We start from the raw sequence: 15,505 nt of genomic DNA on the forward strand, positions 1-15,505 counted from the left end.
TGAAATGTAGTGTTCTTGATTGTATTTGGAATTCTCAACGATTCTGAATGAGAAAAAAATATATAGATGAAAATTATTTCAATGATACCGGCCAGATATGCAGCCTCCCGCTTTCCGGCTAAATTAATGCAAGATTTAGGAGGGAAATCAGTTATCCTTAGAACATATGAAGCCACCTTGAAAACAAGGCTCTTTGATGATGTTTATGTGGTAACTGACAGTGATGTTATTTTTGAAGAGATCACAACAAATGGAGGGAAAGCTATAATGAGCCTAAAAGAACACGAGTGTGGCAGTGATCGTATAGCTGAGGCAGTTGAAAATATGGATGTCGATATTGTTGTTAATGTTCAAGGCGATGAACCTTTTACTGAAAAAGAAAGCCTAAGAAAGGTGTTGGAGGTCTTTAATGATGATCATCATAAAGAAATAGATTTAGCATCCCTGATGACACCACTTTCCGATTGGGAAGATATTTCCAATCCAAACAATGTAAAAGTGATTGTCGATAATCGGGATTTCGCTCTTTATTTTTCAAGATCACCAATACCTTATCCCAGAGATAAGGAAGCCGGAGCTAAATATTATAAGCATAAAGGAATATATGCTTTTAGAAAACAGGCCTTGATTGAATTTCCGAAAATGAAGATGATGCCTTTAGAAGCAACAGAAAAAATTGAAGCAATAAGGTTTTTAGAGCATGGTAAAAGAATAAAAATGGTGGAAACCTCAGTAACAGGAATAGAGATTGATACCCCCGAGGATTTAGAAAAGGCATTGAAGGTATGGAAATAAAATATGATAATATAAAGGTAATTGGATTTGACGCAGATGATACCCTGTGGGTAAATGAAACTTATTTTAGAGATACAGAACATAAATTTGCCAGACTTCTTGCCAGCTACGAAACGGAAAACAAAATTGATCAGGAATTATTCAAGATGGAGATGAAAAATCTTTCGCTCTATGGGTATGGAGTAAAAGGTTTTGTGCTTTCAATGATAGAAAGTGCCATTGACTTGTCTAATGGGAAAATTGCCGTGGATACAATTTCTAAAATCCTTGATCTTGGGAAGGAAATGATAGAGAAACCTGTGGAGTTATTAGATGGTGTAGAAGAGGTTCTTAAACAGCTGAGTAAAAGCTATCGATTACTTTTGCTAACCAAAGGGGATCTTTTGGATCAAGAGCGAAAGCTTGAAAAGTCCGGACTCTCAGAGTACTTTCATCATATTGAAGTTTTGAGTGACAAAAAAGAATCAAATTATAGCAACCTTTTGGAACATCTTGAGGTTGAGCATGAAGAATTTTTAATGATTGGCAACTCGTTGAAGTCTGATATTTTGCCTATTATTAATATTGGGGGGAAAGCAATTCATGTTCCCTTTCATACCACTTGGGTGCATGAAATGGTGCATGAAGCGGATGATAATGGAGGATATAAAAAGGTAAACAACATTAAAGAGGTACTGGAGATATTGTAATGGTTAAAAAACTGGACATCACCAATTGGAATCGAAAAGCGCATTTTAATTTCTATAAAAATTTTGATGAGCCTTTTTTTGGGCTGACTTTCGAGGTAGAGGTTAGCAATGCATATAAACATTGTAAAAAGGAAGCGTATTCATTTTTTATCTATTACTTATACGCTGCTCTTGAAGCTGCAAATAATATCCCTGAATTCAAACATAGAATTCAGGATGATGAGGTTTTAGAATATGATAAAGTTAATGCCTCACCTACAATTAATCGGGATAATGGAACATTTGGGTTTTCTTATATGGATTATAAGGATGATTTTAAGGGGTTTTATGAGGAAGCTATAATGGAGGTGGATAGGGTAAGGAAAGCAAATGATTTGGTTCCTGCCAATGATTCGAGTAATACGATTCATTTCTCTGCAATACCCTGGGTGAAATTTACTGCTGTTTCTCATGCCAGAAATTATAAGTTCAGTGATTCCATTCCAAAAATATCTTTCGGAAAGGTTTATAAAAAAGAAGATAATATGTTTATGCCTGTATCGGTTCATGTTCACCATGCGTTAATGGATGGTTATCATGTAGGTCTATTCTGTGAGTATTTTCAAAAAAACTTAAATAAAGAGTTTTAATCAAATAAGATAAAAGTATCCTATGAGAGCAATTTCGAGATTCATTTTTTTTAAACTAATGAAATGGAATATTTCAGGTGAATTCCCAGCTCTTAAGAAGTATGTTATTATTGTAATACCGCATACTAGTTGGCATGACTTTTACATTGGTGTATTGGTGCGAAGTATTTCTGGTTTTAAAATGAATTTTGTTGCGAAAAAAGAACTTTTTAAACCGCCGTTTGGTTGGTATTTTAAAGCGGTAGGAGGAGCAGAGCTTGATAGAACTTCCGGACAAAATAAAGTAGAGAGTATTGCCAGAATTTTTAAGGAACGCGATGAGTTCAGGTTGGCAATTGCTCCGGAAGGTACCCGAAAGAAAGTAGAGAAGTTGAAAACAGGATTTTACTATATTGCCAAAGAGGCAAATGTGCCTATTGTTATGACAGCCTTAGATTTTGGAAAGAAACAGGTGAAGATTTCTAATCCTTTTTATCCGACAGAGGATAAGGAAGCCGATTTTACAATCATAAAGAATTTTTATAAAGGCGTTAAGGGTAAGGTGCCTGAAAACAGTTTTGAATAAAAAAAAGCCGCTTTTTGCGGCTTTTTTAATTTAAGAATCTTCTGTTGAAGATGACATGGAGTGATATACGTTTTGTACATCATCATCATCTTCTATTAATCCGATAAGTTTTTCTACTTCGGCAGTGTCTTCTTGCGATAATTCTTTAGTAACCTGAGGAATTCGCTCAAAGCCAGAGGAAAGGATTTCAAGACCTCTTGCTTCCAGTTCTTTTTGGATGGCTCCAAAACTCTCAAATGGTCCATAAATTAATATTCCATCATCTTCAGCAAAAATTTCTTCTACTCCGAAATCAATCATGTCCAACTCTAGTTCTTCCAGATCTATACCTTCTTGTGGAATTTTGAAATGGCATTTATGATCAAACATAAACTCCACCGATCCGGAAGTACCCAAAGTACCATTACATTTATTAAAATAACTTCTAACGTTGGCTACAGTCCTGTTGTTGTTATCTGTAGCTGTCTCAATTATAACAGCAATACCATGTGGAGCATACCCTTCAAATAAAACTTCTTTATAATGATCAGTGTCCTTATCAGAAGCTCTTTTGATAGCTCTTTCAACATTGTCTTTAGGCATGTTTGCAGCCTTTGCATTTTGAATTGCTGCTCTTAATCTGGAATTGGTTTCCGGATTTGGGCCACCTTCTTTAACAGCCATGGCAATATCTTTACCAATTCGCGTAAAGGTTTTTGCCATACTGGCCCAACGTTTAAATTTTCTCTCTTTCCTAAACTCGAAAGCTCTTCCCATAGAATAGTGTTATTTAAAAACAAAATTACATTAAAATTTCTTCAATGAAAATTATGCGAATAATATTGAAAAAAAAATCTGCATTTTTAAAAAAAGCGTAGAAATGGATTAATTACATCGCTGTTTTTGGTATTTGATTTTGAGATAATGTCCGATGATTATATAAAATTTACTCTCCTTTAATGATGTTTTCAATTGAGGTCGCCATTTTAATATCTTTTTCGGTAACTCCTCCTGCATCATGAGTGAAAAGTTTTATGGAAAGATTGTTGTAAACGTTGCTCCAATCCGGATGATGGTTTTGTGCTTCGGCCTCGAATGCAATTCTGGTCATCATAGCAAAAGCATCTCTAAAACTTTTAAAGTCAAGGGAGGTGTGTAAGGCACCATCAATATAGTCCCAATACTCTAATTCCTGAAGTTTGATTTTTATAAGGTCTTCTGAAAGGATACTCATGGTTTTAAGTTTAATTGGTTATTAAGATAAAGTTAAACAAATTGATGAGAATAAAAACATCGATTTTGTAGTTCGTCCAACGAAGTGTTTTTAAGCAAGGTATTTTAGTGATTTGAAAATCATTAAATAAGAATTGAAGACACTTTCATAATAGGTGAAATCCCCATATTTAGGTATAAGCTAAACATTTAAAAGGCTAAATATTTTATATTGATTTATATTCATCAATGACATCGTTGTATGAATATTGTAAATAGTTAGGAAGTTTATTGTCTTTAGGAAGTACAGCCAGATAACGATCGAAATTAGAGGTATATACATTTTTGTAAATGATATTTCCATATCCATGTTTCTCAATCATTTCTTTTACGAATTCATCATGATGAACAAGATCATAACTTCCTAAATGATATATTCCTTTTCTTTTGCGATTAATCATATAATGAATTTGCCTGGTAATATTGTCTACAGAAGCAACGTTCATAATTAAGTCTGGAAAAACTTCATAAGGTTCCTTTTGTTGAATAGAAGATTTTAACTCTTTTACTCTAGGTGAAGTGCTACCAAAAACCATGGGTAACCGAGCTATTACGTACTTGTTTTCTGGTAATCGCATTAACATATTCTCAATCTTAATTTTTAAGCGGCCGTATTTACTAAGAGATAATGTTTTGTCGTATTCATAGGAAGGATAATTACTAAAGGCATCAAAAACATTTGCAGAGGAGAAAAAGAATATTTTACATTTGGTAAGTCGGATGTAATCCGTAATATCCTCATGGGTTTCTATCAATGCTTCGAAATCACCCCTTAAAGCTGAAACAATTACTTGAGGTTTTACTTTTTCTAAAACATCATAGATGTCATCGTGTTCAATGTCAAAATGAAAATAATGTTTGTTGTCTGAATATATCCTTCCGGTGTGATAGGTTCCATAGGTATCATAATAGTGGCAGAGCTCTTTATATAGAGCTTGTCCCAAAAAGCCACTGGCTCCCAATATTAATATTCTAGTAGACTTCTTTTTTTTCATATAATAAACCCCGGCACCTTATAAATAACAATACCGGGGTCTATATCGTATGTGTTATGAGAAATTTAACGAATTCCCCGGATATCTTTACAGTTGTTTTTTAAAAAGTAATTCACTTAATATAAAGTTAATTCTTATAAAAAGGTAACTTGACAACTTTAGCCGGAATTGCTTTTTTTCTGATTTGGATGTTGATAGTTTGATCAACCTTAGAGAGTTCAGTTGGAACATACCCTAATCCGATTCCTTTTCCCAGAGAAGGGGATTGGGTTCCGCTTGTAACTTTACCTACTATATTTCCAGCTTCATTTACAATATCATATCCTTGTCTGGGTATCCCTCTTTCCGTGAGTTCGAAGGCGATTAATTTTCTTTCTGCACCTGCTTCTTTTTGAGCTTTTAAGGCATCAGCATTTACAAAATCTTTAGTGAATTTGGTAATCCAACCCAAACCAGCTTCAATAGGTGAGGTAGAGTCGTCAATATCATTGCCATATAAACAATATCCCATTTCCAGACGAAGAGTGTCGCGTGCAGCCAATCCGATTGGTTTAATGCCATAGTCTTTACCAGCTTCAAAAACTTTTTCCCAGACATCTTTAGCATCTTCATTTTTACAATAGATTTCGAAACCACCACTACCAGTATATCCTGTAGCAGAGATAATAACGTTGTCTCTTCCAGCAAACTGGTCGACAGCAAAGTGATAAAATTTAATAGCGGAAAGGTCTACCTCAGTTAACGATTGCATGGCTTCAACAGCCTTAGGACCTTGAATTGCCAGTAATGAATATTCATCTGAAAGATTTTTCATTTCAGCACCAAATTCTTCATTGTATTTAGAAATCCAATTCCAGTCTTTGTCTATATTAGAAGCATTAACCACCAATAGGTAGCTTTCTTCTTTCATCTTATAAATAATTAAATCGTCTACAATACCACCATTTTCATTAGGAAGACATGAATACTGAGCACGACCCACAGTTAATTTGGAAGCATCATTCGAAGTTACTTTTTGAATAAGGTCTAGCGCTTTTGGCCCTTCAATTAAAAACTCACCCATATGACTAACGTCAAAAACACCAACACCATTCCTTACAGTTTCATGTTCAATGTTTACCCCCTCATACTGAACAGGCATGTTATATCCAGCAAAAGGAACCATTTTAGCTCCTAAAGCAATATGTACATCGGTTAAAGCAGTATTCTTCATTTAGTTAATTTTGATTATTCTATCAATTATAGATCTGTTATTTATGTATTTGGCTGCTAAATTATTTAAAAAATAAGGAGTTTTAAAGGAAAGTGAGAAGAATAAAAAAACACTGCTGAAAAAGCAGTGATTTCCTTGGAATATGATGATTGAATATTACTGAGGTAAATTAGCTAAAATTTCCTTTAAAGATGCTCTATTTCTATAATCTGGATCAAACTGTTGATATACAATTTTTCCTTTTGTATTAATAATGTAGGTTGCCGGGACAGGTAAAATAGCCTGATTGGATGCATTCGTTTCTGAGATAGAAGTGTTTAGACCTTTGAGAACTTTACCTTGATAATCTTCCGTAACATTAAAGTCTACGTCAAAAGCTTTCATAATCTTAGCGTCCGTGTCGGAAATAATTAAAAAATCGGTTTCATTTTTCTCCATAGTTTTACCAATGTTTTCATAATCTTGTGGAGTGATAGCTATTATTTTAGCTCCTCTTTTTTCTATTTCACTTGCATTTTTAGCAAAATCGGCCAGGTATCGATTACAAATCGGACACCAATATCCACGGTAGAAGATTATAACAATGGGTTGTTCTGTATAAAGGTCTTTTAACGTTGTTTTCGAGCCATCAGGCATGGTAAGGGTTACTTGAGGTGCATCATTCCCTACAGCCAAACCCATTGGGGCATCAACAGCTTCCATTCCATATTTATCGTACTTTATGTTTTGAGCATTAAGCTGTTTTGAGTTAAAGGATATAGCGACAAAAGCGATCAACATCCACAAAAAATTGTATTTCATAATTAAAAATTTATAGTTGTCCTACCTTTGTCGCTAACGCTAATCATGCATTACATAAAAATTATCTGTTTGATAGGTAATTTTTTAAATCTTGATAATTCCCTATTGGTATACTTGTCTTTTTCTTGTTCATGACGGATTTAATTTGTTCCGGGATATCTATTTTTATATCCAATGTTGTTTCTACGATATCTAAAAACTTAACAGGGTGAGCTGTTTCCAGAAAAACTCCTAATGTATTATTAAGGTTCTCTTTAAGTTGTTTTTTTAAGCCAAGATACCCAACAGCGCCATGAGGATCTGCAATATATTTAGAAGACTCATAAATTTCCATCATCGTTGATTTGGTTTCTTCATCGGTGAAACTATAGGATGAGAATAATGATTTTAAATGTTCAAAATCATTATTCATTAAATGCTGAATTCTAATAAAGTTACTGGGATTTCCTACATCCATGGCATTTGATATGGTTTGAATAGATGGTTTAGCCTGGTAGTTACCACTCTCCAGATATTTAGGAACTGTATCATTCACATTTGTTGCTGCAACAAAGTGTTTAACAGGGAGGCCTAATTTATTGGCCATAATTCCTGCACAAATATTACCGAAATTACCGCTTGGTACTGAAAATATTATTTCCTTCTGATGTTTTTTTAATTGTTTGTACGCAAAGAAAAAGTAAAACATTTGAGGTAGCCATCGGGCAACATTTATTGAATTAGCAGAGGTTAGATTTTCACCTTTTAATGAGTCATCTAAAAAAGCTGCTTTTACCATTTCCTGACAATCATCAAAAACTCCATTTACCTCTAAGGCCGTGATATTTTGGCCTAAGGTGGTTAGCTGTCTTTCTTGTATATCACTTACTTTTCCACTAGGATAAAGTATTACAACACGGACTCCTTCGACTCCTAAAAATCCACTGGCAACAGCACCTCCGGTATCACCAGAGGTTGCGACAAGAACGGTTACGTTTTGTTCATTGCTTTTACGATTAAAGTAGCCAAGGCAACGAGCCATGAATCGTGCTCCAACATCTTTAAAGGCCATGGTAGGACCGTGAAAAAGCTCTAATGAATAAACATTTTCTTCTACTTTTTCAATTGGAAAATCGAAGCATAAAGTTTCATTGATGATTTCTTGAAGTGCTGTTTGTGGAATATCATCTCCTACGAACTGTTTGATAACCTCGAAGGCTATTTCTTCATTTGAGTAATTTTCTATATTACTAATAAAATCGGAGGAAAGTGGTGTGATTTTCTCTGGGAAATAAAGTCCTTTGTCTGGTGCCAATCCTTTTATGACTGCTTCTTTGAAAGAAACCTTTGGAGCTTTCTTGTTTAAACTATAATAGTTCATTATTAAATTCTCGTTAATGGTTAGTTGTTTATTTGTTTAATACCTTTGGTATTAATTTTCGAGATATGCACATCATAATCCACTCCATAATTTTCATAGATTGTGCTCATTGCTTCACCTACTTTTTTCGCGCTATTTAATCCTTTACACAGGGCGAATATAGATGGTCCGGAGCCTGAGATACCGCATCCTAATGCGCCGGCTTTAATTGTCACTTCTTTCACCTGATTAAACCCTGGAATTAACAGACTTCTTAGGGGTTCTACGATTTCATCGTGTAAGCTACGAGAAATCAGGTCATAATCCTCTGTGTATAAACCACTTATGAGGCCAGCTAAATTTCCCCATTGCACAATGGCCTTTTTTAAGGGTATATTTTGCTTTAATACAGATCTTGAATCGGCAGTTTTTACTTCAATTTGCGGATGAACAACAGTTGCATAAAGTTCAGAAGGTGTGTTTATCGGAATAACATCCAACGGATGGTAACTTCTTACCAGTGTAAAACCACCAAAAAGGGCAGGGGCTACATTATCAGCGTGAGCTGCACCACTTGCTAATGCCTCTCCTTTCATAGCAAATTCAACCAATTTCGTTAAGCCAAAAGGCTTACCTAATAATTCATTGATGCCATATACCGCACCGGCAGCACTTGCAGCACTGCTACCAATACCACTTCCCGGTTTAATTTTTTTATGGATCTCTATTTCAAACCCATATGCTGAAGTTGTATTTTTCAGAAGCTCCATGGCTGCAACCCCGGCAACATTCTTTTCAACTTCTTTGGGCAGTTCTTGACCAGTAATTTTAGTAATCGATATTCCTTTTTTTTGGGTGGTACGAATTATCATTTCGTCACCCACACTATCCAAGCATAGACCAAGCACATCAAACCCACATGAAACATTAGCTATTGTGGCCGGACAGAATATTTTTATTTCTCTCATACCTAAAAGTTTCCGATTCTTATGATATCTGCAAATATTCCTGATGCTGTAACATCGGCACCTGCACCAGCACCTTTAATAAGCAAAGGTTGCTCTACGTATCGTTCGGTAAAAAATAGAACAATATTATCTTTTCCTTCCAGATTGTAAAATGGATGCCCTTCAGGAATCTCCTGAAGCCCAACTTTGGCCTTGCCGTTTTCAAATTGAGCAACATATTTTAACCTGCAATTTTTGGAAGCGGCTTTCTCAAAAATAGAATCAAAGTGTTTTTTGTTTTGAACTAATGAGGTGTAAAAGTCATCTACATTATCCGTATCGAGGCATTCTTGAGGAAGAAATGATTCATTCTCAATGTCTTCCAATTCCATTTTATAACCGCTTTCTCTGGCAAGTATCAAAATCTTTCTCATCACATCGATTCCACTTAAATCGATTTTCGGATCAGGCTCCGTATATCCCTCTTCCTGAGCTTGTTTTACTACATTCTCAAAATTTGTTGTGTTATCAAAATTATTAAAAACAAAATTAAGACTACCCGACAAGACCGCTTGGATTTTGGTTACTTTGTCACCAGAAGCAATTAAGTTTTTAAGCGTGTCAATTATAGGTAGACCTGCTCCTACGTTGGTTTCGAAAAGAAATGGAGCATTATACTTTCTTGACAGGTCTTTTAGTTGTAAATAGTTACTATATACAGATGAACTGGCAATCTTATTACATGTAACAACAGAAACACTATTTCTCAGGTACTCACCATAAGTGTTGGACACTAATTCAGTAGCAGTATTGTCGACAAATATGCTGTTGCGTAAATTTAATTCGTTCACTTTTTTAACAAATGTTTGGATGTCAGCTTGTTCGCCATTTTGAAGCTGCTCCTGCCATTTTGATAAGCTGATTCCTCCCTGGTCGAAAACCATTTTTCTAGAGTTGGATAAGGCTATGACTCTAACATTTAGCTTCATTTGTTCTTTTAAGAACTTTCTTTGTTGTTCTATTTGTTTTAGAAATTTAGCGCCAACATTTCCAACTCCCATTACAAATAAATTTAATTGTTTAATGTTGTCTTCGAAAAACTTCTCATGTAATGTATTTAAGGCTTTTTTTACATCTTTTAATTCAATTACGGCAGAGATGTTTCTTTCTGATGCTCCCTGGGCTATAGCTCTTATGTTTACATTATTCTTACCTAACGAACTAAACATTCTGCCACTGAGTCCTTGGTGACTTTTCATGTTGTCTCCAACCAGGGCCACAATCGCCAGGTCTTTTTCTACTATTAAAGGTTTTATCTTTCCTAATGATATTTCATAAGCGAAGGCTTCGTTTATAAGTGTTTCAGCTTTATATATGTCATCCTGCGATACACCAAGACAAATGGAGTGCTCGGAAGAAGCCTGGGTTATGAGAACCACATTAACCTCTCCATTAGACAATACCTCAAAGAGTTTTTTTGAAACACCGGGAATTCCAACCATGCCACTACCCTCTAAAGAGAGTAATGCGATATTTTCAATATGACTTATACCACGAACTGCCCTTTTGGTTCCATTAGAATTTTTAGTGATAAGTGTCCCATTAGCTTCTGGGTTAAATGTATTTTTTATATGCATAGGTATCCCTTTGGCCAGCACAGGTTGAATGGTTGGAGGATATAATACTTTTGCGCCAAAGTGAGAAAGCTCCATTGCTTCTTCATAAGATATTTCATTAATAGCAACGGCTTGATGAACAAGTTTAGGGTTTGCTGTGTACATACCACTCACATCAGTCCATATCTCTAACTTTTCGGCTTCGATTGCAGCAGCTATTATAGACGCAGTATAGTCGGAACCTCCTCTTCCTAGGGTTGTAGAGTTTCCTTCTCGAGATGAAGCTACAAAACCAGGAACTACAACAACATCAAAGGAAACCGTTCCGAAATAGGTTTCACACAATTGATTTGTGGTTGAGAAATCAACGATACCTTTACCGAAATTTTCATTGGTAATTATTAGGGTTCTGGCATCTTTAAAAACGCTATATAGCTTTTCAGATTCGAAATATTCATTAATAATAAAAGAAGAAAGTAATTCTCCGTAACTTACTATTTTATCAGATAGTTTAGGAGTTATTTCACCAATGAGGAAAGCCCCTTCTAATAAAGTTTCTAATATATTGAATTCTCTTTTTACAGCACTTAATACTTTACTCTGCTGTGCTACAGGGATTAAATCTTTAATAGATTCCAGATGCCTTCTTTCAATTTCTTGTAGTAAATCGGTGTATTTTTCGTCTTGCTGAGATGCTAATTGTGCTGTTTCTATGAGTAGATCAGTAACCCCTCCAAGTGCAGAAACTACGACTACTATCTTTTGATCTTTAACGGCATTTTGAACGATGTCCTTTACCTTTTTTATATTTTCTGCATTTGCAACAGAAGTTCCTCCAAATTTAAGTACTTTCATTTTGTTTGTTTAAAGTAGTTGATTTATATGGATATAGTTAATTTATTTGATGTTGATAAATATCAAATAGGGTATACGGATAATATGTGAATAAAGAGCCCCCTTACGGGGTAATAATTGTAGTAGAAGTGCCAATAATCGCAATAGCAATACGACCGATGCCTTTGCCGGTTGTAATAGTTGCTATGTGATTAAAGTTTTGCATAACTGAATAATAACAGTTCAAATGTAGTATTTTTACTTGTACAAACAATAGCTCAACTAAATTATTGTCAAATTAATAATTTTTCCATTTAAATATTAAAATATGAAGATTTTTGCTGCCGATCATGTTTATGCCGCTGATGAATTCACAATTAAAAGTCAGAACATATCAAGTAATGAATTAATGGAGCGTGCTTCCAATCAGGTATTTAAGTGGTTAGATTTGCGATTACAAGGCGCAAAAGCGAAGTTGCATGTGTTTTCCGGAGTGGGTAATAATGGAGGTGATGGTTTGGTTATTGCTCGATTGTTGCTGGAAAAGGGGTATGATGTTATTGTTCATATAGTTAATTTTAGTGATAATAGGTCTAGAGATTTTTTGATAAATCTCGACCGACTGAAACAATTAAAATATTGGCCGGAAGCAATTAATGCTGATACAGCTTATCCTGAAATATCGTCCGATGCAATAGTTATTGATTGTATATTCGGAATTGGATTGAATCGTTCACCAGAAGATTGGGTAGGAGGTCTAATAGGTCATATTAATAGTTCAAAAGCGTTTGTGTTGTCTGTAGATATTCCATCGGGTCTATATTTAGATAGAGTGCCTGATCGCAAAGACTTCGTTATTCGGGCAAATCATACCTTGACTTTTCAAGTTCCGAAATTAGTGTTCTTTTTACCTGAAACAGGGGTATATACGAATCAGTGGGAGCTATTGAATATAGGTTTGGATATGAATTTTCTGAGTAGTATTGAAACCATGATGTATTTAATAGGGAAACATGAAGTACTCCCGTTGTATATTCCTCGTCAAAAGTTTTCTCATAAGGGGACTTATGGTCATGCTCTAATTATAGGAGGTAGTTATGGAAAAATTGGAGCTCCATTAATGACTTCAGAGGCCTGTTTGAACACAGGAGCAGGTTTGGTAACAGCATTTATACCCAAATGCGGTTATACAATATTTCAAACCTCTTTTCCTGAGGCTATGGTCATAGCAGATAGTAATGAGGAAAGTATTACTAACATAAAATATGAAATTACTCCGAATGTAATAGCTATTGGACCTGGTCTTGGAACCAACACTACAACAATAAACGCCTTTGCAGACTTCTTAAAAGGAAATAAAGTCCCCTTAGTTATTGATGCAGATGGATTAAATATTTTGGCAGAATTTCCTGAACTCATAAAATTGATTCCACCTAAATCTGTATTAACACCGCATCCAAAGGAATTACAACGGTTAATAGGTGAGTGGAATGATGATTTTGACAAGCTTGAAATGGTAAAACGCTTTAGCAAGAATAATGATTTGATAATTGTAGTTAAGGGGGCTCATACCATAACCGTTTATCAAAATCAGTTATATATAAATAATAATGGTAATCCCGGAATGGCTACTGCTGGTAGTGGGGATGTGTTAACAGGGATGATTACAGGTTTAATAGCTCAGGGCTATAATCATTTGAATGCAGCAGTTTTTGGAGTATACTTACATGGGAAAGCCGGTGATCTTGGTGTTGAGAAAACCGGTTATCAAGCCTTGACAGCAACTACAATTATAGATTTTATCGGAGACGCTTTTCTAGATTTATTTAAAAATAATGATGAAACTAAATCTGGACAAGAAGTAGGTTCTAAATAGCTTAGTATTAACAAAAGTTACATTTATATTAAACAATTATCATTAATATATTAAATTCGCTAACGTATTTAATTATTAAATGTCTGTACAAAGTAAATTAATAATAGGTGATATAAAAACTTTTGAGCGGGTATATAACAAGTACTTTGATCAAGTTTATAGTGTGATTCTTAGGTATACCAGAGATGAAACTTTTGCTGACGATTTACTTCAAGAAGTTTTTATTAAACTGTGGAATAATAAAGCTAAAGTTTCTGAGGATCTAACCATTGAGCACCAAATTTTTGTTATTACCAAGAATGTTGTTTTAAATCATTTAAAAAAGTCTGTTAGAGAAAAACGTTTGATTGCGGATTATAAGGTTACTCTTATGAGTTCTTTTGCAAATCACCACACATTTAGTGAGGAGCGATTAAATAAATTAAAAAATCTAATAGATAGTCTACCAGAAAAGCAGCAACAAGTATTTAAAATGCATAAGTTAGAAGGATTAAGTTATGAAGAAATAGCTCAATCACTTAAAATTTCAAAAAATACTGTCTCTTCCCATCTATCAGCTGCGGTTAAAAGCTTAAAAAAGAATAATTTGTTGTTGATATATATATTAATCAGCTTAAATTAAAAATACCATTATTAGTTTAAAAAAGTTAAAAGTTTAATTTTTTTTCAATTTAAACTAGTGACTTCTGTTTTGGCAGTTGTATATAGGGGTAGATGATTGTTATAAATGGAAGTTAGAAAATTAATAGAAAAATTTTTAGCGGGTAACTGTAGCAGAGAAGATTTAAGAACTCTTGAAGAATACCTGAGCGATCCGGACCAAAAAGATATTAATGAGGACTTTTATAATCTATGGAAGGAAAAGTCAGCTATTATTGATTATGATAAATCAAGTCAGATTTGGAGAAAGTTAGAGTCTGTCATTGACTCCAAAACAGTTAATAATAATTTAAGAACAGTATATAAATATGCTGCAGCGTTGGTTTTGTTCTTCGGAATTGCATATTTCTATACTATGAGCAAAAATCAAGACTCTGCTTTAGACAGTGAAATTACCATAACACAAGGGGATGGTACTGAAGAAAAAATAATTGTAATTGATAGTGGCTATGTGTATGATGAGAGTGGGGAGGTGATTGCTCATCGTAAGAATGAGAAAATTTATTTTTTTAAAAAGGCAAATAATCAAGAAGTACAGTTTAATACAATTAAAGTCCCTAATGGGAAAAAAATCGAAATTGTATTACCTGACAGTTCTCAGGTTTATCTTAATGGAGGGACTGTATTTAAATTCCCTATGAGTTTTGGTAATAAGGAAAGTAGATTAGTAGAACTCAAGGGAGAAGCTTACTTTTCTGTACATAAAGATACTCGTAAACCCTTTATTGTGTCAACAGAGAATTTTAGCACTCGAGTTTTTGGAACCATTTTTAATATAGAGGCCTATCCAAATGATGATCATGTTTCAGTTGTTTTACTAGAGGGAAGTGTTGGGGTCTATTCTGAAAAACTTCAAGACGATCTTAAAATGATTACCCCTAATCACTTAGCTTCATATTCTAAAAATGATGCTAGTATAGAAATTCGTAAAGTTAGCGTAGAAGACCATATTGCATGGGTAAATGGGGTTTTGTTATTTAGGAATGAAAGTTTTAAAAAAATCCGAGAAAAACTAGAAATACATTATGGAGTCCCTGTAAAAAATCATAATATGGCACTGGAGGATAGAAAGTTTTCAGGCAGGTTTGAGAATGAATCCATTGAGGAGGTTTTAAAAGTTATTCAAGGTTTAGCTCCGTTTGAATATGAATATAAAAATGAAGTAATAACCATTAAATAAATATGTATGTAAAATAATCGTAAAATAATCGGGTGATGTTGTAGCATCACCCGATAAGACAATTCAAAAATCGTTCCACCAATTTTTAAATTTTTACTAAAGTATGAAAAAATCC

At 34.3% G+C, this 15,505-nt stretch carries 15 protein-coding genes; 7 read left to right on the plus strand and 8 right to left on the minus strand.

The features are described from left to right. The first annotated feature begins 66 nt into the window (after nt 1-66). From kdsB to P278_RS03400, 4 genes are read left to right on the plus strand one after another with little or no spacing between them, the layout of a single operon-like run. A complete protein-coding gene (gene kdsB, locus P278_RS03385) occupies nt 67-795 on the plus strand; it encodes a 3-deoxy-manno-octulosonate cytidylyltransferase (protein WP_038262402.1) in 729 nt (242 codons plus the stop codon). Further along, on the plus strand, nt 786-1,484 hold the full coding sequence (locus tag P278_RS03390) for an HAD family hydrolase (protein WP_038262405.1): 699 nt from the start codon (nt 786-788) through the stop codon (nt 1,482-1,484). Before kdsB ends, P278_RS03390 begins: the two co-directional genes overlap by 10 nt. After that, nucleotides 1,484-2,113 (plus strand): chloramphenicol acetyltransferase, encoded by a 630-nt coding sequence (locus P278_RS03395; protein ID WP_038262407.1) that lies wholly within the window; start codon nt 1,484-1,486, stop codon nt 2,111-2,113. The genes P278_RS03390 and P278_RS03395 overlap by 1 nt, the downstream gene beginning before the upstream one ends. A 22-nt stretch (nt 2,114-2,135) precedes the next feature. Beyond that, entirely contained in the window at nt 2,136-2,678 is a 543-nt protein-coding gene (locus P278_RS03400; RefSeq protein ID WP_038262410.1) for a 1-acyl-sn-glycerol-3-phosphate acyltransferase, read from the plus strand. A gap of 30 nt (nt 2,679-2,708) precedes the next feature. Here P278_RS03400 and P278_RS03405 read toward each other — a convergent pair whose 3' ends face one another. The 8 genes from P278_RS03405 to thrA form a co-directional block, all read right to left on the minus strand. Then, complete coding sequence (locus P278_RS03405; protein ID WP_038262414.1) at nt 2,709-3,434, minus strand: YebC/PmpR family DNA-binding transcriptional regulator; 726 nt, start codon at nt 3,432-3,434, stop codon at nt 2,709-2,711. Nucleotides 3,435-3,603: 169 nt separating this feature from the next. Further along, nucleotides 3,604-3,891, minus strand: coding sequence for a 4a-hydroxytetrahydrobiopterin dehydratase (locus P278_RS03410; RefSeq protein ID WP_038262416.1), 288 nt, complete (start codon nt 3,889-3,891; stop codon nt 3,604-3,606). Between the two features lie 205 nt (nt 3,892-4,096). After that, complete coding sequence (locus tag P278_RS03415) at nt 4,097-4,924, minus strand: sugar nucleotide-binding protein (protein ID WP_038262418.1); 828 nt, start codon at nt 4,922-4,924, stop codon at nt 4,097-4,099. Nucleotides 4,925-5,051: 127 nt separating this feature from the next. Further along, the gene (gene gcvT / locus P278_RS03420; RefSeq protein ID WP_038262421.1) at nt 5,052-6,137 is read right to left on the minus strand and encodes a glycine cleavage system aminomethyltransferase GcvT; all 1,086 of its coding nucleotides are present in this window, start codon (nt 6,135-6,137) and stop codon (nt 5,052-5,054) included. Nucleotides 6,138-6,293: 156 nt separating this feature from the next. Continuing rightward, nucleotides 6,294-6,938, minus strand: a complete 645-nt coding sequence (locus P278_RS03425) for a peroxiredoxin-like family protein (protein ID WP_082436077.1) — start codon at nt 6,936-6,938, stop codon at nt 6,294-6,296. A gap of 61 nt (nt 6,939-6,999) precedes the next feature. Beyond that, nucleotides 7,000-8,298 carry a threonine synthase gene (gene thrC, locus P278_RS03430; RefSeq protein ID WP_038262426.1) on the minus strand — a complete coding sequence of 433 codons (1,299 nt, stop codon included), beginning with the start codon at nt 8,296-8,298 and terminating at the stop codon, nt 7,000-7,002. 20 nt (nt 8,299-8,318) lie between these two features. Then, complete coding sequence (locus P278_RS03435; RefSeq protein ID WP_038262429.1) at nt 8,319-9,245, minus strand: homoserine kinase; 927 nt, start codon at nt 9,243-9,245, stop codon at nt 8,319-8,321. Nucleotides 9,246-9,247: 2 nt separating this feature from the next. Next, nucleotides 9,248-11,695: a bifunctional aspartate kinase/homoserine dehydrogenase I gene (gene thrA, locus P278_RS03440; protein ID WP_038262433.1), complete on the minus strand. Its 2,448-nt coding sequence runs from the start codon at nt 11,693-11,695 to the stop codon at nt 9,248-9,250. A 307-nt stretch (nt 11,696-12,002) separates the two neighbouring features. On the opposite strand from thrA, the gene P278_RS03445 reads away from it, so the two are divergent. The 3 genes from P278_RS03445 (at nt 12,003) to P278_RS03455 (ending at nt 15,390) form a co-directional block, all read left to right on the plus strand. After that, entirely contained in the window at nt 12,003-13,550 is a 1,548-nt protein-coding gene (locus tag P278_RS03445) for an NAD(P)H-hydrate dehydratase (RefSeq protein ID WP_038262435.1), read from the plus strand. A 79-nt stretch (nt 13,551-13,629) separates the two neighbouring features. Next, on the plus strand, nt 13,630-14,172 hold the full coding sequence (locus tag P278_RS03450; RefSeq protein ID WP_038262438.1) for an RNA polymerase sigma factor: 543 nt from the start codon (nt 13,630-13,632) through the stop codon (nt 14,170-14,172). 105 nt (nt 14,173-14,277) lie between these two features. After that, a complete protein-coding gene (locus P278_RS03455; RefSeq protein ID WP_038262441.1) occupies nt 14,278-15,390 on the plus strand; it encodes a FecR family protein in 1,113 nt (370 codons plus the stop codon). Nucleotides 15,391-15,505: the final 115 nt, after the last annotated feature.

It is taken from the genome of Zhouia amylolytica AD3, assembly GCF_000511935.2.
Lineage (GTDB): Bacteria > Bacteroidota > Bacteroidia > Flavobacteriales > Flavobacteriaceae > Zhouia > Zhouia amylolytica.

What these genes read in the sequence shown, in the direction of transcription:
- kdsB (WP_038262402.1), top strand. Translation starts at nt 67, where the DNA reads ATGAAAATTATTTCAATGATACCGGCCAGATATGCAGCCTCCCGCTTT.
- P278_RS03435 (WP_038262429.1), bottom strand. Translation starts at nt 9,245, where the DNA reads ATGAGAGAAATAAAAATATTCTGTCCGGCCACAATAGCTAATGTTTCA.
- P278_RS03450 (WP_038262438.1), top strand. Translation starts at nt 13,630, where the DNA reads ATGTCTGTACAAAGTAAATTAATAATAGGTGATATAAAAACTTTTGAG.
- thrC (WP_038262426.1), bottom strand. Translation starts at nt 8,298, where the DNA reads ATGAACTATTATAGTTTAAACAAGAAAGCTCCAAAGGTTTCTTTCAAA.
- P278_RS03455 (WP_038262441.1), top strand. Translation starts at nt 14,278, where the DNA reads ATGGAAGTTAGAAAATTAATAGAAAAATTTTTAGCGGGTAACTGTAGC.
- P278_RS03410 (WP_038262416.1), bottom strand. Translation starts at nt 3,891, where the DNA reads ATGAGTATCCTTTCAGAAGACCTTATAAAAATCAAACTTCAGGAATTA.
- thrA (WP_038262433.1), bottom strand. Translation starts at nt 11,695, where the DNA reads ATGAAAGTACTTAAATTTGGAGGAACTTCTGTTGCAAATGCAGAAAAT.
- P278_RS03415 (WP_038262418.1), bottom strand. Translation starts at nt 4,924, where the DNA reads ATGAAAAAAAAGAAGTCTACTAGAATATTAATATTGGGAGCCAGTGGC.
- P278_RS03390 (WP_038262405.1), top strand. Translation starts at nt 786, where the DNA reads ATGGAAATAAAATATGATAATATAAAGGTAATTGGATTTGACGCAGAT.
- P278_RS03425 (WP_082436077.1), bottom strand. Translation starts at nt 6,938, where the DNA reads ATGAAATACAATTTTTTGTGGATGTTGATCGCTTTTGTCGCTATATCC.
- gcvT (WP_038262421.1), bottom strand. Translation starts at nt 6,137, where the DNA reads ATGAAGAATACTGCTTTAACCGATGTACATATTGCTTTAGGAGCTAAA.
- P278_RS03405 (WP_038262414.1), bottom strand. Translation starts at nt 3,434, where the DNA reads ATGGGAAGAGCTTTCGAGTTTAGGAAAGAGAGAAAATTTAAACGTTGG.
- P278_RS03445 (WP_038262435.1), top strand. Translation starts at nt 12,003, where the DNA reads ATGAAGATTTTTGCTGCCGATCATGTTTATGCCGCTGATGAATTCACA.
- P278_RS03400 (WP_038262410.1), top strand. Translation starts at nt 2,136, where the DNA reads ATGAGAGCAATTTCGAGATTCATTTTTTTTAAACTAATGAAATGGAAT.
- P278_RS03395 (WP_038262407.1), top strand. Translation starts at nt 1,484, where the DNA reads ATGGTTAAAAAACTGGACATCACCAATTGGAATCGAAAAGCGCATTTT.